The organism is Pseudomonas sp. Mn2068 (assembly GCF_049319725.1).
GTDB lineage: Bacteria > Pseudomonadota > Gammaproteobacteria > Pseudomonadales > Pseudomonadaceae > Aquipseudomonas > Aquipseudomonas gingeri.
Window position 1 is genome coordinate 360593 of record NZ_JBMOUG010000002.1, and the last position, 17884, is coordinate 378476.

Here is a 17884-nt window from a genome sequence, read left to right on the forward strand (position 1 = left end):
TCGAACTGGACCAGGCCAGCCTCGACCGGGTGATCGCCCGCGTACCGGGCGGCGCGGCCAATGTCCAGGATATCTACCCGCTGGCGCCGTTGCAGGAGGGTATTCTCTATCACCACATCAGTGCCGGGCAGGGCGACCCATACCTGCTGCAATCGCAGATGGCCTTCGACAGCCTGGAGCGCCTGCAACGCTTCGCCGGGGCCTTGCAACAGGTGGTCGACCGCCACGATATCCTGCGCACGGCAGTGTTCTGGGAAGGACTGGACAGGCCGCTGCAAGTGGTCATGCGCCAGGCATCGCTGCAGGTGCGCGAGGTGCTGCTGGACCCGGCCGAGGGTGACATCCTCGAGCAGTTACAGGCGCGTTTCGATGCCCGCCATCACCGCCTGGACATCGGCCAGGCGCCGTTGATCCAGTTGCTCTACGCTACCGATCCCGACCGTGGGCGAGTGGTGGTGCTGGTGCTGTTCCATCACCTGGCGCTGGACCACACGGCGATGGACGTGGTCAACCAGGAGCTGTGCACCTTCCTGCTGGACCGTGCCGACACCCTGGGCGTCCCGGTGCCGTACCGCAACTACGTGGCCCAGGCGCGCCTGGGCATCAGCGAGCAGGAGCACGAGGCGTTCTTCCGCGAGATGCTGGGGGCGATCGACGAGCCGACCCTGCCGTTCGGCCTGCAGGATGTGCAGGGCGATGGCAGCGCCATCGAGGAAGTCCGGCACTTGCTGCCGGCGGCCTTGAGTCGCGAGTTGCGGGCCCGCGCCCGCACGCTTGGGGTCAGCGCCGCGAGCCTGTTCCACCTGGCCTGGGCGCAGGTCCTGGCTGCCACCAGCGGCAAGCAGGCGGTGGTGTTCGGCACGGTGCTGCTGGGCCGCATGCAGGGTGGCGCAGGGGCGGACCGGGCATTGGGGATGTTTATCAACACCTTGCCGCTGCGGGTCGATATCGACGAGACCGGCGTGCGCGTCGGGGTCAAGGCGATCCACGCACGGCTGACGGCGTTGCTGGGTCACGAGCATGCCTCGCTGGCCTTGGCCCAGCGCTGCAGCGGGGTGGCGGCGCCCGTGCCGCTGTTCAGCGCGATGCTCAATTATCGCCACAGCGCCAGCGCTCCGGTGGAGACGCAGGTGCGCGAACAGCTGCAAGGGATCGAGACCCTGGCCAGCGAGGAGCGTACCAATTATCCGCTGGCCTTGAACGTCGACGACCTGGGCGAAGGTTTCCGCCTGACCGCCATGACAGCGGCGCAGATCGGTGCGCAACGTATCTGCGAGCTGATGCAGCATGCCCTGCAATCCTTGGCCGCGGCCCTGGAGCAGGCGCCCGAGCGGGCGTTGAACTGCCTGCCGGTGCTGACGCCGCAGGAGCGTGAGCACCTGCTGTTCGATCTCAATGCCACGCAGGTGGACTACAACCTCGAGCAGACCCTGCACGGGATGTTCGAGGCGCAGGTTGAGCGCACCCCGGATGCCGTGGCGGTGGTCGCAGACCAACATCAGCTGACCTATCGCGAACTGGACCGGCGTGCCAACCAGCTGGCCCACCATCTGCGCGAGCAGGGTGTGGAACCGGATGCGCGGGTGGCGATCTGTGTCGAGCGTGGCCTGGACATGGTCATCGGTCTGCTGGGCATCCTCAAGGCAGGCGGCGCTTATGTGCCGCTCGATCCTGCCTACCCGGCGGAGCGGATCGCCTACATGTTGCAGGATAGTGCGCCGGCAGCGTTGTTGGTGCAGGGCGCTACCCGTGGGCTCCTGGGCGATGTGGCCGTGCCGGTGATCGACCTCGACCCATCCACTTGGCAGGAACAGCCGAGCGTAGGTCCGCAGGTGCCAGGACTGACGGCGCGACACCTGGCCTATGTGATCTACACCTCGGGCTCCACGGGACAACCCAAGGGCGTGATGAACGAACACGGCGCGGTGGTCAACCGCCTGCTGTGGATGCAGGACGAATATGGCCTGACGGCGCAGGATGCGGTGTTGCAGAAAACCCCGTTCAGCTTCGACGTGTCGGTGTGGGAGTTCTTCTGGCCGCTGTTTACTGGTGCACGCCTGGTGATGGCCCGTCCCGAGGGGCACAAGGACCCGCTCTACCTGGGCGAGGTGATCGAGGCACAGAACATCACCACCTTGCACTTCGTGCCGTCGATGCTCGATGTCTTCCTCGCTCATGGCGACACGGGGCGTTGCGCCGGAGTGAAGCGGGTAATGTGCAGCGGCGAGGCGTTGCCGGGCAGCGTGGTACGGCGCTTCAAGACGCAGTTGCCCAAGACCGAACTGCATAACCTCTACGGTCCGACCGAAGCGGCGGTGGACGTGACGGCGTGGAACTGCGCCGGCCCGCTCGAGCTGACCCCGGACAACACACCGATCGGCAAGCCGATTGCCAATACACGGATGTACCTGCTCGATGGACAGGGGCAGCCGGTGCCCATGGGCGTGGTGGGTGAGCTGTATATCGGTGGGGTGCAGGTGGCGCGGGGTTACCTGAATCGTCCCGAGCTGACCGCCGAGCGTTTCCTCAAGGATCCGTTCAGCCCGCTCGATAACGCGCGGATGTACCGCACCGGCGATGTCGGGCGCTACCTGGCGGACGGCACCATCGAGTACCTGGGCCGCAATGACGATCAGGTGAAGATTCGTGGCCTGCGTATCGAACTGGGTGAAATCCAGGCACGCCTGGTCCGCCATCCAGCCATCGACGAAGTCGTGATCGTGGCCCGCGAAGATGTGCCAGGGGACAAGCGCCTGGTGGCGTATTACACCGCCGCCGAGCGCCAGGAGATCGACAGCCTGCGCGGCCATCTGCTGGAAAACCTGCCGGACTATATGGTCCCGGCGGTGTTCGTGCACCTCGATGCCTTGCCGTTGAGCCCCAACGGCAAGCTCGATCGCAAGGCCCTGCCAGCCCCGGACTCGTCGGCGTTGTCCAGCCGCGAATACGAGGCGCCGCTGGGCGAGACCGAAATCCTGATGGCGCGGTTGTGGCGCGAATTGCTCAATGTCGAGCGGGTTGGGCGGCATGACAATTTCTTCGAACTGGGTGGGCACTCGCTGCTCGCCGTCAGCCTGATAGGCCGGTTGCACCAGGAAGGCATGGAAGCCGATGTGAGGGCGTTGTTCGAACAGCCGACGCTGGCCGGATACGCCGCAATGACCGAAAGAATGGAGATCGTCCTGTGAGCGTGACTGAACTGCTGGCGACATTGAAGGCAAAAGACATCCAACTGGCCGTTCGCGGTGATCAACTGGTCGTGCAGGGCAACAAGCAGGCCCTGACCGAACCTGAGGTGATTGCCCGCCTGCGCGAGCACAAGGTGCTGCTGATCGAGATGGTCCGCAGCGGCGAGTATTCGGCCACGGCGTCGGGCCAGGTCGCGGTGCCGGTCAATGTCATTACCGCGCAGGTCGCGCGGATCACCCCGGCCATGCTGCCGCTGGCGACCCTGACCCAGGAGCAGATCGACCGCATCGTTGCCAGCGTTCCCGGGGGCGTGGCCAATGTGCAGGACATCTACCCGCTGGCGCCCTTGCAGGAGGGCATCCTCTACCACCATGTCAGCGCGGGGCAGGGCGATCCCTATGTGATGCAGTCGCAGTTCGCCTTCGAGGATCGCCAGCGTCTCGAGGCGTTTGCCCAGGCCTTGCAGGCGGTGATCGATCGTCACGACATCCTGCGTACCGCCGTGCACTGGGAAGGTCTGGAGAGCCCGGTGCAGGTGGTCTGGCGCCAGGCCACGCTGGTGGTGCAGGAGGTGGCGCTCGACCCGGCGGACGGGGACGTGCTCGCGCAGTTGCACGAGCGTTTCGACGGTCGTCACTACCGGTTGGATGTCGGCCTGGCGCCGCTGATCCGCATTGTCCATGCCCGGGACGAGGTCCATGGGCGGTGGGTGGCCATGCTGCTGTTCCACCATATGGCCCTGGACCACAGTGCCCTGGAGGTGGTGCGTCATGAAATGCGGGCCTTCCTCATGGGGCTCGGCGGCCAGTTGGGTCCGGCAGTGCCGTTTCGCAACTACGTGGCCCAGGCCCGGCTCGGCACCCGCGAGGAGGAACACGAACGTTTCTTCCGCGACATGCTCGGCGATATCGAGGAACCGACGCTGCCCTTCGGCCTGCAGGATGTGCAGGGCGATGGCACCGCCATCGAGGAGTTCAGCCTGGACCTGGACCCACACCTGAGCCGTAACCTGCGCAGCCGCGCGAAGCAACTCGGGGTGAGCGCCGCCAGCCTGTTCCACCTGGCCTGGGGGCTGGTGCTCGGGCAGGTCTCGGGCAAGCGCCACGTGGTGTTCGGCACCGTGCTGATGGGGCGGATGCAGGGCGGTGGCGAGGGCGACCGGGCGCTGGGGATCTTTATCAATACCTTGCCGTTTCGCGTGGATATCGATGGGCAGGGGAGCGAAGCCCGGGTCAGGGCGACCCATGCGCGGCTGACCACCCTGCTGCGCCACGAACATGCGCCACTGGCCCTGGCCCAGCGTTGCAGCGGCGTGGCGATACCGACGCCACTGTTCAGTTCGCTGCTCAACTACCGGCATTCGGCGGCACCTGGCGCGGGCGCCGCCCCGTCGGCCTGGCAGGGCATCAGCACGCTCAGTTCCGAGGAACGCACCAATTACCCGCTGACCATGAGCATCGACGACCTGGGCGAAGATTTCCGCCTGACCCTGCTGGCCAGTACCCAGGTCGATCCTCGGCGTATTTGTGCCTACCTGCGGACCGCCCTGGAAAACCTGGTGCAGGCCCTGGAACAGGCGCCCCAAAAGGCCCTGGAGCAGTTGTCTATCCTGCCCCTGGCCGAACGGACGCTGCTGCTGGAGGACTTCAATGCCAGTGCCACCGATGCCCCTCAGGACCTCACGGTGCACCAGCGCGTCGAGGCCCAGGCGCTGGCCCAGCCCCAGGCGCTGGCGGCGGTGTGCCAGGGCCAGCAACTGACTTACGATGAGCTCAATCGCCGGGCCGATACCCTGGCCCATCATCTGTGCGAGTCGGGCGTGCAACCCGACGATCGCGTGGCCATCGTTGCCCGGCGTGGCCTCGATACCCTGGTCGGCCTGCTGGCGATCCTCAAGTCCGGCGCTGGTTACGTGCCCATCGACCCGGCCCATCCGGCCGAGCGCCTGCGTTACCTGCTCGACGACTGCGCGCCGGTGGCGGTGCTGACCCAGGACAACCTGCTGGCGCGCCTGCCGAGCCTTTCGGTGCCGGTGATCAACCTCGACAAGCCGTTCTGGCAGGAGCACGCCGTTGCCCACGGGCAGCGCCCCGAGGTGACGCCGCGACACCTGGCCTACGTGATCTACACCTCGGGCTCCACTGGGTTGCCCAAGGGGGTGATGGTCGAGCACCAGACCCTGTGCAACCTGGTGGACTGGCATTGCACGGCCTTCGACCTGCGCCAGGGCCGGCACACCTCCAGCGTCGCCGGCTTCGGCTTCGATGCGATGGCCTGGGAAGTCTGGCCGGCCCTGTGCGCCGGAGCGACGCTGCACCTGCCGGCACCCGTCGAGGGCAGCGAGGATATCGACGCACTGCTGGACTGGTGGCGCGCCCAGCCGCTGGACGTGAGTTTCCTGCCGACCCCGGTGGCCGAGCATGCGTTCAGCCAGCACCTCGACCACCCGACCCTGCGCACGCTGCTGATCGGCGGCGACCGCCTGCGCCATTTCGCCAGGAACCCGTCGTTCGAGGTGATCAACAACTACGGCCCGACCGAAGCCACGGTGGTCGCCACCTCGGGCCGGGTCGAGGCCGGGCAGCTGCTGCATATCGGCAAGCCGATGGCCAATGCACGGATCTACCTGCTGGACGAACAGCAGCGCCCGGTGCCGCTGGGCGTGGCGGGGGAACTGTATGTGGGCGGTGCCGGCGTCGCGCGGGGTTACCTGAACCGTCCCGAGCTGACCGCCGAACGCTTCCTCGACGACCCGTTCAGCCGTGCGCTGCAGGCGCGCATGTACCGCACCGGCGACCTGGCGCGCTGGTTGCCGGACGGCACTGTCGAATACCTGGGGCGCAACGACGACCAGGTGAAGATTCGTGGCGTGCGCATCGAGCTGGGCGAGATCGAGAGCCGTCTCAACCAGTTGCCGGGCATCAAGGAAACCGTGGTCCTGGCCCGCGAGGACCAGCCGGGGCAGCCACGGCTGGTGGCCTATTTTATCGAGCAGGAGCAGGTCGCGCCGCTGGAAATGGCGCAGTTGCGTGCCTGGCTGCAAGCCCACTTGCCCGACTACATGGTGCCTGCGGCCTATGTGAAGCTGGCGGCGCTGCCGCTGACCGCCAACGGCAAGCTGGACCGCAAGGCACTGCCAAGGCCCGAACTGGAGGCGCTGTTCACCCGTGAATACCAGGCGCCGCAGGGCGCGATCGAAACGACCCTGGCGCAGATCTGGAGCGAGGTGCTGCACGTCGAGCGGGTGGGGCGCCACGATCACTTCTTCGAACTGGGCGGCCACTCGCTGCTGGCCATGCGCATGGTGTCGCAGGTGCGCCAGCGCCTGGGCGTGGAGCTGGCACTGGGCGAACTGTTTGCCAATGGCGAGTTGCTGGCGGTGGCCGCCGCCGTGGCCCGGGCCGGGCGCAGCCATTTGCCGCCGATCCTCGCGGTGCCGCGCGAGGAGGGCCTGGCGTTGTCCTTCGCCCAGCAGCGCCTGTGGTTCCTGGCGCAGCTGGGTACGGCGGGCGGTGCCTACAATATTCCCATCGGCCTGGGCTTGCGCGGGTCCCTGGACAGCGAGGCGTTGCAACGTGCCCTGGCACGTATCGTCGTGCGTCACGAAGTCCTGCGCAGCCATTTTGTCCTGCACGACGACGAGCCACGGGTACACATCGCACCGGCCGGCGAGGCCTTCGACCTGGTGGTCGAGGACCTGCGTGGGGACGCTGCAGCACAAAAGGTCCTGCGGGCGCGGATCCGTCACGAGCGGGTCGCGCCCTTCGATCTGCAGCGCGGGCCCCTGATTCGCGCCAGGTTGCTGCGCCTGGCCGATGAACACCATGTGCTGCTGCTGACCCTGCACCACATCGTCTCCGATGGCTGGTCGATGGGCGTGTTGACCCGCGAGGCCATGGCGCTGTACGACGCCTTCCGCCGTGGCCAGGATGACCCCTTGCCGCCGTTGGCGGTGCAGTACGGCGACTATGCCGTGTGGCAACGCCGCTGGCTGGGCGGCGAGTTGTTGCAGCAACAGGGCGCCTACTGGCAACAGGCGCTGGCCGGTGCGCCGACGTTATTGCCGCTGCCCACCGACCGACCACGACCGCCGCGCCAGGATTTCACCGGCAGCAGCGTCGGCTTCCAGCTCGACGAGCGCCTGAGTGCCGGGCTCAAGGCCCTGGGGCAACGCCATGGCACCACCGCCTACATGACCCTGCTGGCGGCGTGGGCCTTGCTGCTCGGACGCCTGAGCGGGCAGACCGACGTGGTCATCGGCTCGCCGGTGGCCAATCGCGGGCGGGCGGAAATCGAGGGGCTGGTGGGGCTGTTCGTCAATACCCTGGCGGTGCGTATCGATACCGCGCTGGAACAGAGCGTCGAGGCGCTGCTGGCGCAGGTCCGGGCGCAGACACTGGCGGCCCAGGCGCACCAGGACCTGCCGTTCGAGCAGGTGGTGGAAATCGCCCGGCCGGCCCGCAGCCTGTCCCACAGCCCGCTGTTCCAGACCATGCTGTCATGGCAGAGCGCGCCGCCGCAGCAGCTCGCCCTGGGCGACCTGCAACTGGAAAGCCTGGGCGAGAGCGAGCACTTCGCCAAGTTCGACCTGGCGCTCAATCTCGGCGAGGTCGGGGACTGCCTGGCCGGCAACCTGACCTATGCCACGGCGCTGTTCGACCCGGCGACGATCGAGCGTTATGTCGGCTACTTCATGTCGGTGTTGCAGCAACTGGTCGCCAATGACCAGGCGACGCTGGGCCAGATCAACCTGCTCGACGACGCCGAACGCGAGCACCTGCTGCGCGATTTCAATGCCCACCGGGCCGATTACCCGGTCGGCCAGACCGTGCACCGGCTGTTCGAGCGGCAGGCCGAACTTGCGCCGGGTGCCGTGGCGCTGCAGATGGGTGAACGGCGCCTGGACTATGGCGAGCTCAACCGGCAGGCCAACCAACTGGCCCATTACCTGCGGGCGCAGGGCGTGCGTCCGGATTCGCGGGTGGCGATCTGCCTGGAAAATCGCCTGGACACGGTACTGGGGCTGCTGGCGATCCTCAAGGCGGGCGGCGCCTATGTGCCGCTGGACCCGACTCATCCACCGGAGCGGATGGCCTATCTGTTGCAGGACAGCGCCCCGGTGGCAGTGCTGGCCCAGGGCGCGACCCGCACGTTGCTTGGCGACACCAGCACGCCCCTGATCGACCTGGACCGGCCGATCTGGCAGGACCAGCCCCAAACCAATCCCCAGGTACAGGAACTGACGGCACAACACCTGGCCTATGTGATCTACACCTCCGGCTCCACCGGCCTGCCCAAGGGGGTGATGGTCGAGCACCACACCCTGGAGAACCTGGTGCACTGGCACTGCGCTGCCTTTGACCTGCACCAGGGCAGCCACACGTCCAGCGTCGCCGGCTTCGGCTTCGATGCCATGGCCTGGGAGGTCTGGCCGGCCTTGTGTGCCGGTGCGACCCTGCATCTGCCACCGGCCAGCCTCGGCCATGGCAACCTCGATGCGCTGCTGGACTGGTGGCACGCCCAGCCCCTGGACGTCAGTTTCCTGCCAACGCCGATCGCCGAATACGCCTTCGGCCAGGGCCTCGAACATCCGACCCTGCGCACCCTGCTGATCGGTGGCGACCGCCTGCGGCAGTTGGCCCAGCCCCCGCGTTTCGCACTGGTCAACAACTACGGGCCGACCGAGACCACGGTGGTCGCCACCTCCGGGCGCCTGGAAGCCGGGCAGGTCCTGCATATCGGCAAGCCCATCGCCAATGCCCGGGTCTACCTGCTCGACGAACAACAGCGGCCAGTGCCGGTGGGCGTGGCCGGGGAAGTGTATGTCGGTGGCGCCGGGGTGGCCCGCGGTTATCTGAACCGCCCTGAACTGAGCGCCGAACGTTTCCTCGACGATCCGTTCAGCGACACGGCGCAGGCGCGGATGTACCGCACCGGTGACCTGGCACGCTGGCTGGCCGACGGCACGCTCGACTATCTGGGGCGCAATGACGACCAGGTCAAGGTGCGCGGGGTGCGTATCGAGCCGGGCGAGATCGAGAGCCGCCTGAATCAGTTGCCGGGGGTCAAGGAAGCGGTGCTGCTGGCCCGCGAGGACGAGCCGGGGCAGGTGCGCCTGGTCGCCTATTTCACCGCCCGCGAATGGGCCGAACCCCTGGCGATGGGCGACTGGCGTGCGCGCCTGCTCGAGCAGTTGCCGGAGTACATGGTGCCGGCGGCCTTCGTGCGGCTGGAGGCACTGCCGCTGACGGCCAATGGCAAGCTCGATCGCAAGGCCTTGCCGCGCCCGGACCGGGAGGCGCTGTTCAGCCGTGAGTACCTGGCGCCGCAAGGGCAACTGGAAACCGCCCTGGCGCGGATCTGGGCCGAGTTGCTGCAGGTCGAGCGGGTCGGTCGCCACGATCATTTCTTCGAACTGGGCGGCCACTCGCTGCTGGCCATGCGCATGGTCTCGCAGGTGCGTCTGCACCTGCAGCGGGAGTTGTCGCTGGGCGAACTGTTCGCCAATCCCGAGCTGGCGGCCGTGGCGCGGGTTCTGGAAACCGCCGGGCACAGCGCCTTGCCGGCCCTGTTGCCGGTGCCCCGCGACCAGCCGCTGCCACTGTCGTTCGCCCAGCAGCGCCTGTGGTTCCTGGCACAGATCGAGGGCGCCAATACCGCCTACAACATTCCCGTCGCCCTGCGCCTGCGTGGCCAGCTTGACGGAGTGGCGTTGCAACGGGCGCTGGCGCGGATCGTCGCGCGTCACGAAACCCTGCGCAGCCGTTTTGTCGAGCATGATGAAGTGCCCCAGGTGCTGATCGAACCGGTCGGGTCCGGGCTGGAGCTGCATATCGAGGATCTGCGCCGCCATCCCCAGGCCCGGCAGGCCCTCGAGGCGTTGATCCAGGGCGAAGCCTCGGGACCGTTCGACCTGGCGCGCGGAGCGCTGATTCGTGGGCGCCTGGTGATTCTCGGCGACGATCACCATGTGCTGCTGCTGACCCTGCACCACATCGTCTCCGACGGTTGGTCGATGGGCGTGCTGACGCGCGAACTGGCGGCGCTCTATGCGGCTTTCAGCTGTGGCGAAAGCGATCCGCTGCCGCCGCTGGCGGTGCAGTACGGCGACTTTGCCGTCTGGCAGCGGCAATGGCTGGAGGGGGAAGTGCTGGCGCGCCAGAGCGCCTATTGGCAGCAGGCCCTGGCCGGGGCGCCGGCCTTGCTCATGCTGCCTACCGATCGTGCACGCCCGGCGCAGCAGGACTTCTCCGGCAGCAGTGTCGAAGTCTGGCTGGACGAAGCCCTGACCGCAGGACTGCGGGCGTTGAGCCAGCGCCATGGCACCACGCTGTACATGACCATGATGAGCGGCTGGGCGCTGTTGTTGAGCCGTCTGTCCGGGCAGGACGAGGTGGTCATCGGCTCGCCGGTGGCCAACCGCATGAGCGCCGAGGTCGAGACGCTGATCGGGCTGTTCGTCAACACCCTGGCGGTGCGCATCGAGGTGGCCGCCGCGCCGGATATCGAGGCGTTGCTGGCCCAGGTGCGCGAACGTACGCTGGCGGCTCAGGCACACCAGGACCTGCCGTTCGAACAGGTGGTGGAAATCACCCGGCCGTTGCGCAGCCTGGCCCACAGTCCGCTGTTCCAGACCCTGCTGACCTGGCAGAACAGCGAACGGGCCGAAGGGGTGCTGGGCAACCTGAAACTCGAAGGGCTCAATGAGCCCAGCCACTTCGCCAAGTTCGACCTGTCGTTGAGCCTCGGCGAAGTGCGTGACGGCATCAGCGGCACCCTGGAGTACGCCACGGCATTGTTCGACGAGGCGACGATTCAGCGTTATGCCGGGTACTTCATTCGTGTCCTGCAGGCCATGGTCGCCGATGACCAGGCGCAGTTGGAGCAGGTACGCCTGATCGATGACGCGGAGCGCGAGCATCTGCTGTTCGATCTTAATGCCACGCAGGTGTACTACCACCTCGAGCAGACCTTGCACGGGATGTTCGAAGCGCAGGTCGAGCGCACACCGGACGCCGTGGCGGTGATCGCTGGCGAGTATCAGTTGACCTATTGCGAACTGGACCGGCGTGCCAACCAGCTGGCCCATCATCTGCGCAGGCAGGGCGTCGTCCCGGATGCGCGGGTGGCAATCTGTGTCGAGCGCAGCCTGGACATGGTGATCGGTCTGCTGGGCATCCTCAAGGCGGGCGGCGCCTATGTGCCGCTCGATCCTGCCTACCCATCGGAGCGGATCGCCTACATGCTGCAGGACAGCGCGCCGGCAGCGGTGTTGGTGCAGGGCGCTACCCGTGGGCTCCTGGGCGATGTGGCCGTGCCGGTGATCAATATGGACGTCAATGCCTGGCAAGACCTGCCCGTCACCCGTCCCGACCAATCGGAGCTGAACGCGCGACACCTCGCCTATGTGATCTACACCTCGGGCTCCACGGGGCAACCCAAGGGCGTGATGAACGAGCATGGCGCGTTGGTCAACCGCCTGCTGTGGATGCAGGACGAATATGGGCTGACTGTGCAGGATGCGGTGTTGCAGAAAACCCCGTTCAGCTTCGATGTGTCGGTGTGGGAGTTCTTCTGGCCGCTGTTTACTGGTGCACGCCTGGTGATGGCTCGTCCCGAGGGGCACAAGGACCCACTCTACCTGGGCGAGGTGATCGAGGCACAGAACATCACCACTTTGCACTTCGTGCCGTCGATGCTCGATGTCTTCCTCACCCATGGCGACACGGGGCGGTGCGCCGGAGTGAAGCGGGTAATGTGCAGCGGCGAGGCCTTGCCGGGCAGCGTGGTACGGCGCTTCAAGACGCAGTTGCCCAAGGCCGGACTGCATAACCTCTATGGTCCGACCGAAGCGGCCGTGGATGTCACCGCCTGGGATTGCTCGGGCTCCGTGGCCCAGACCCCGGACAACACACCGATTGGCAAGCCGATTGCCAATACGCGGATGTACCTGCTCGATGGACAGGGGCAACCGGTGCCCATGGGCGTGGTAGGCGAGCTGTATATCGGCGGGGTGCAGGTGGCACGGGGTTATCTGCATCGTCCCGAGCTGACCGCCGAGCGTTTCCTGGAAGATCCGTTCAGCCCGTTCGACAACGCGCGGATGTACCGCACCGGTGACGTCGGACGCTACCTGCCGGATGGCACCATCGAGTACCTGGGCCGTAACGACGATCAGGTGAAGATTCGCGGCCTGCGTATCGAGCTGGGCGAAATCCAGGCGCGCCTGGTCCGCCATCCAGCCATCGACGAAGCCGTGATCGTGGCCCGCGAGGATGTGCCAGGGGACAAGCGCCTGGTGGCGTACTACACCGGCGAAGCGCTGGCTGTCGAGGTCCTGCGCGTTCACCTGCTGGAAAACCTGCCGGACTATATGGTCCCGGCGGTGTTCGTGCATCTCGATACCTTGCCGCTGAGCCCCAATGGCAAGCTCGATCGCAAGGCCCTGCCGGCCCCGGACCAGACGGCGTTGTCCAGCCGCGAATACGAGGCGCCGCTGGGCGACACCGAAATCCTGATGGCCGGGCTGTGGAGCGAACTGCTCAAGGTCGAGCGGGTAGGGCGCCATGACAACTTCTTCGAACTGGGTGGGCACTCGCTGCTGGCGGTCAACCTGGTCGGGCGCATGCGCCGGCTGGGCTTGTCGGCCGATGTCCGGGTACTGTTCGGGCAACCGACGCTGGCGACCTTTGCGGCGGCTGTTGGCGGCGGTCGCGAGATTGAGGTGCCGGCCAACCGCATCGCCTCGTCCAGCCTGCGGATCACCCCGCAGGACCTGCCGCTGGTGGATCTGGACCAGGATGCCATCGATCGCATCGTCGCCCGCATTCCCGGTGGCGTCGCCAATGTGCAGGACATCTACGGGCTGGCGCCGTTGCAGGCCGGTATTCTCTACCATCACCTGGCGGCCACCCAGGGCGATCCGTACGTGCTGCAGGCGCAGTTCGCCTTTGCCGACGAGGCTCGCCTGCGAGCGTTCGCCGAGGCCCTGCAACGTGTGATCCAACGCAACGATATCCTGCGCAGCGCGATGCTCTGGGACGGTCTCGAAGTGCCGGTGCAGGTGGTGTTGCGCGAAGCGCCGCTGGACATCGAGGCGCTGCTGCCCGATGCCGCGTGCGGCGATGTCCTGGACTACCTGCAGGAGCGTTTCGACCCGCGTCACTACCGCCTGGATATCACCCGGGCGCCACTGATGCGCCTGGTGCACTGCTGGGACCCGGCCCGTGGCGAGATCATCGCCCTGTTGCTGTTCCATCACCTGGTCATGGACCACGTGGCCCTGGATGTGCTGCAGCACGAGTTGCAGGCCTGCCTGCTGGGTCGGGGCGACCGGCTGGGGCCGGCAGTGCCCTATCGCAACTATGTGGCCCAGGCGAGCCTGGGCAGCGATGAGCAGGAACACGAGGCATTCTTTCGCGAAATGCTGGGCGATATCGACGAGCCGACCTTGCCGTTCGATCTGCGTGAAACGCAGGAGGACGCCGGCGAGGTCGACGAAGGCCAGCGTCCGGTCGAGCGTGACCTGAGTCGACGCCTGCGGGTTCAGGCGCGGCAGTTGGGTGTCAGCGCGGCGAGCCTCATGCACCTGGCGTTTGCCCGTGTGCTCGGGGCCTTTTCCGGCCGCGACCAGGTGGTCTTCGGCACAGTGCTGCTCGGTCGCTTGCAAGGTGGTGAGGGCGCCGAGCGGGCCCTGGGGGTGTTTATCAATACCCTGCCGCTGCGGGTCGACCTGGGCGATGAGAGCGTGCGCGATGCGTTGCTCGCCACCCATGCGCGCCTGGCCCAGTTGCTCGCCCATGAGCACGCGCCGCTGGCCCTGGTCCAGCGCTGCAGCGGCGTGGCGCCGAATACGCCGCTGTTCAGTGCTTTGTTCAACTATCGCCACGGTGCCGCAGCCACCCCGTCATCCGCGCAGAAAGCCACGGCCTGGCAGGGCATCCGCCTGCTCAAGGCCCGTGAGCGCAGCAACTACCGGCTGAGCCTGAGTGTCGATGACCTGGGCGAGGACTTCCTGCTGTCGGCCATGGCGCCACCGGGTATCGGCGCGCATCGCGTGTGCGAGGCCATGCATGTGCTGCTGGAGCAGTTGCTGGTCGCCCTGGAACAGCCGCCCGAACTGGCCATCGGCAGCCTGGCGGTGCTGGCGGACAGCGAGCGACGGCAGTTGCTGGAGACGTTCAATGCCACTGAACGCGAGTACCCCCGCGAGCGCACCGTGCATGCGTTGTTCGAAGCCCGGGCGGCTGCCCGTCCCGACGCGGTGGCAGCGGTGCACGGGGCACAGGTCGTCGCCTATGACGAACTGAATGCCCGGGCCAACCGCCTGGCGCATTATCTGATCGCCCAGGGTGTGCAACCGGGTGACACGGTGGCGATCCTGCTGGCGCGTTCGCTGGACCTGCTGGTCAGCCAGCTGGCCATCAGCAAGTGCGCGGCGACCTATGTGCCGCTGGATATCCAGGCGCCGGCCGAGCGCCAGCTGTTCATGCTCGAGGACAGCCGTGCGGTGGCGCTGCTGACCCATGGCGGGTGTACGCTGGCGCATCCGTCGGCGCGGATCGAGCTCGATACCCTGGTGCTGGAAGGCATGTCCGAGGACAACCCGGACATCGCGCAATCGTCCGAGGCGGTGGCCTATATCATGTACACCTCCGGTTCCACCGGCACCCCCAAGGGCGTGCGGGTGCCCCATCGGGCGATCAGCCGGCTGGTGATCAACAACGGTTATGCCGACTTCAACGAGCACGACCGCGTGGTCTTCGCCTCGAACCCGGCGTTCGATGCCAGCACCATGGATGTCTGGGGCGCATGGCTCAATGGCGGGGAGGTGCTGGTGATCGATCACCAGACCCTGCTCGATCCGAGCGCTTTCGGCCAGGCCCTGAGTGCCGGTGGGGCAAGCATCCTGTTCGTCACCACGGCGCTGTTCAACCAGTATGTGCAGATGATTCCCGAGGCCCTGGCCGGGCTGCGGATTCTCCTCTGTGGTGGCGAGCGGGCCGATCCGGCGGTCTTCCGTCGCCTGCTGGCCCAGGCCCCGGCGTTGCGCCTGGTGCATTGCTACGGACCGACCGAAACCACCACCTACGCCACCACGCTGGAGGTCAAGGCGCTGGCTGCGGATGCCCAGAGCGTGTCCATCGGCGGGCCGATCTCCAACACCCGCGTCTATGTGCTTGATGCCCGCCAGCAACCGGTGCCGGTGGGCGTGACGGGGGAGATCTATATCGGTGGCGAGGGGGTGGCCAAGGGGTATCTGAACCGTCCGGGACTGACGGCCGAGAAGTTCCTCGCCGACCCGTTCAACCCACAACCGGACCGCCTGATGTACCGCACCGGCGACCTCGGGCGGTGGTCGGCACAAGGGCAACTGGAGTGTATCGGTCGCAACGACGACCAGGTGAAACTGCGCGGCTTCCGTATCGAACTGGGCGAAATCGAGACCTGCCTGGCGACGTGTCCCGGGGTCCGGGACACCTGGGTGCTGCTGCGCGAGGACGCGCCGGGCGACAAGTGCCTGGTGGCCTACTACACCGCGCAGGAGCCTTCGCCGGCACCGACGATCGGCGAGCTGCGCGCCCATCTGCAGGGCCATCTGCCGGAGTACATGGTGCCCTCGGCCTATGTGCAACTGGCCGCGCTGCCGCTGACCGCCAACGGCAAGCGGGACCGCAAGGCCTTGCCGGTGCCGACGCCGCAGGCCTGGATCGGTCGGGTCTACGAGGCCCCCGCCAATGCCCTGGAAAGCACCCTGGCCGGGTTGTGGGCCGAGGTGCTGAAGCTGGAACGGGTGGGCCGTCACGACAGCTTCTTCGAGCTGGGCGGGCACTCGCTGCTGGCCGTACGGCTGGTCAACCTGCTGGAGCAGGCCGGCCTGCCGGTGACCCTGGCCGAGCTGTTCCAGCATGCCAGTGTCGAATCGCTGGCCACCTTGCTCGAGCAGCGCTCGCCACTGCCCGAGCGCGTGGAACCGTGGGTCGTGGTGCGCAGCACGGGGAGCCAGCCACCCTTGTTCCTGGTGCATGAATTCAGCGGCGCTGATTTGTACTTCCCGGCGCTGGGCCAGCACCTGGAGGGTGATTTCCCGATCTACGGCCTGCCCGGCGTGGCACCGGGGCAACCGCGCCTGGACACCCTGGAGTGCCTGGCGTCGCGCCTGCTGGAGGTGATCCGGACGGTGCAGCCCGAGGGCCCGTATCGCCTGGCCGGCTGGTCGTTCGGTGGGGTGCTGGCCTACGAGATCGCCCAGCAGTTGCTGGGGCAGGACCAGATCGTGGCGTTCCTCGGCCTGATCGATACCTATGTGCCGCGCCTGACCGACCAGGGCAAGGCGCGCTGGTCCGATGAGCATGCCCATAAACGCCATCTGCTGCTGCAATGCACGGCCCTGGCGACGGTCGGGGGTAACCGGCAGGTACTGGAGCAACTGGCGGTAATGGAGCAGGGCTGCGAGGCAATCGACTTCGACGACCTGCTCGAACATTGCCGGCAGCAGCAATTGCTGCCGCAGGCGCTGGCCGATGCCAGCGTGGCGGAGTTGTGGCCGGTGCTGGATCGGGAAGTGGCCCACGGTCACGCTCTGGCCCATTACCGCTTGCATCCGATCGACCTGCCGGTGCACTTGTTCAGCGCCCGCGAGCGTCCGACCGAACTGTCCCGGCGCAGCGAATCCCATGGCTGGGCCGAGGTGCTGCCCGCCGAACGCCTGCGGCGCATCGAGGTGTCGGGGGACCATATGAGCATGATGCAGGCGCCGCATGTCCGTGAGCTGGGCCGCACCATTGCTGCGGCCATGGCCATGGCCATGGCTGCCGGCACCGCGACCCGCGCGGCGCCACACCAGCCGTTGTTGACGATCCAGACCGGGCGGGCGGGACGGACGCCGATCTTCTGCGTGCCGGGGGCCGGGGACAGTGTCACCGGGTTTATCGGCCTGACCGACGCGCTGGGCGCGGACTGGCCGCTGATCGGCCTGCAGCCTCGGGGACTGGACGGTGCCGGGGCACCTCACAGCCGGGTCGAAAGCGCGGCGCGGCATTACCTGCAGGCCATCGAGCAGAGCCATCCGCACGGGCCGTTGCACCTGATTGGCCACTCCTTTGGAGGCTGGGTCGCCTTTGAAATGGCGGTCTGCCTGCAGGCCGCCGGGCGCGAGGTGGCGTCACTGACGCTGATCGACAGCGAGCCGCCTGGCGGTACCGGCGTGGTCGGCCGACCCTACACCACCACCGCAGCCCTGCAGCGGCTGATCGAGGCCATGCAACTGGCCTCGGGCAAGTCGCTGGGCATCGACCCCGTGGCCTTTGCCGCGCTGGACGATACGGTTCAGCTCGAGCAGTTGCAGGCGGGCATGGTGCGGGTCGGCCTGCTGTCGGCACGCTCGGCGAAGGAGGCGATGCACGGCCCGGCCCGCACCTTCTCCACCGCCTTGCGCACCCTCTATCGACCGCAGCAGCGCTACCGGGGAGTGGCCCGCCTGGTGCTGGCGCAGGACCCGACCCTCGATAGCGTCGGCAACCAGCGTGAGCAGGAGGCGATGATCCGCGGCTGGAGCCAGCATGTCGGTGAGCTACGGACCTGGTATGGGCCGGGCAACCATTTCAGCCTGCTCAAGGCGCCGGATGTCTCCCACCTGGCGGCCTGGTGGCTGGAGGGGGTGGCGCTGGGGGAAGGGGTTTCATGAGGGACTGGC

2 protein-coding genes (1 of these 2 only partly in view) are annotated in these 17884 nt (G+C 67.1%); both read left to right on the forward strand.

What is annotated here, in order from left to right:
* Positions 1–3188, forward strand: the 3' end of a protein-coding gene (locus ACL9RJ_RS06125; RefSeq protein ID WP_422765014.1) for a non-ribosomal peptide synthase/polyketide synthase. The gene continues 22774 nt to the left of window position 1, outside the view; only the last 3188 of its 25962 coding nucleotides appear in the window; its start codon lies beyond the left edge, outside the window; it ends in the stop codon at positions 3186–3188.
* The gene (locus ACL9RJ_RS06130) at positions 3185–17875 is read left to right on the forward strand and encodes an amino acid adenylation domain-containing protein (protein ID WP_422765015.1); all 14691 of its coding nucleotides are present in this window, start codon (positions 3185–3187) and stop codon (positions 17873–17875) included. The genes ACL9RJ_RS06125 and ACL9RJ_RS06130 overlap by 4 nt, the downstream gene beginning before the upstream one ends.
* Positions 17876–17884 lie beyond the last annotated feature (9 nt).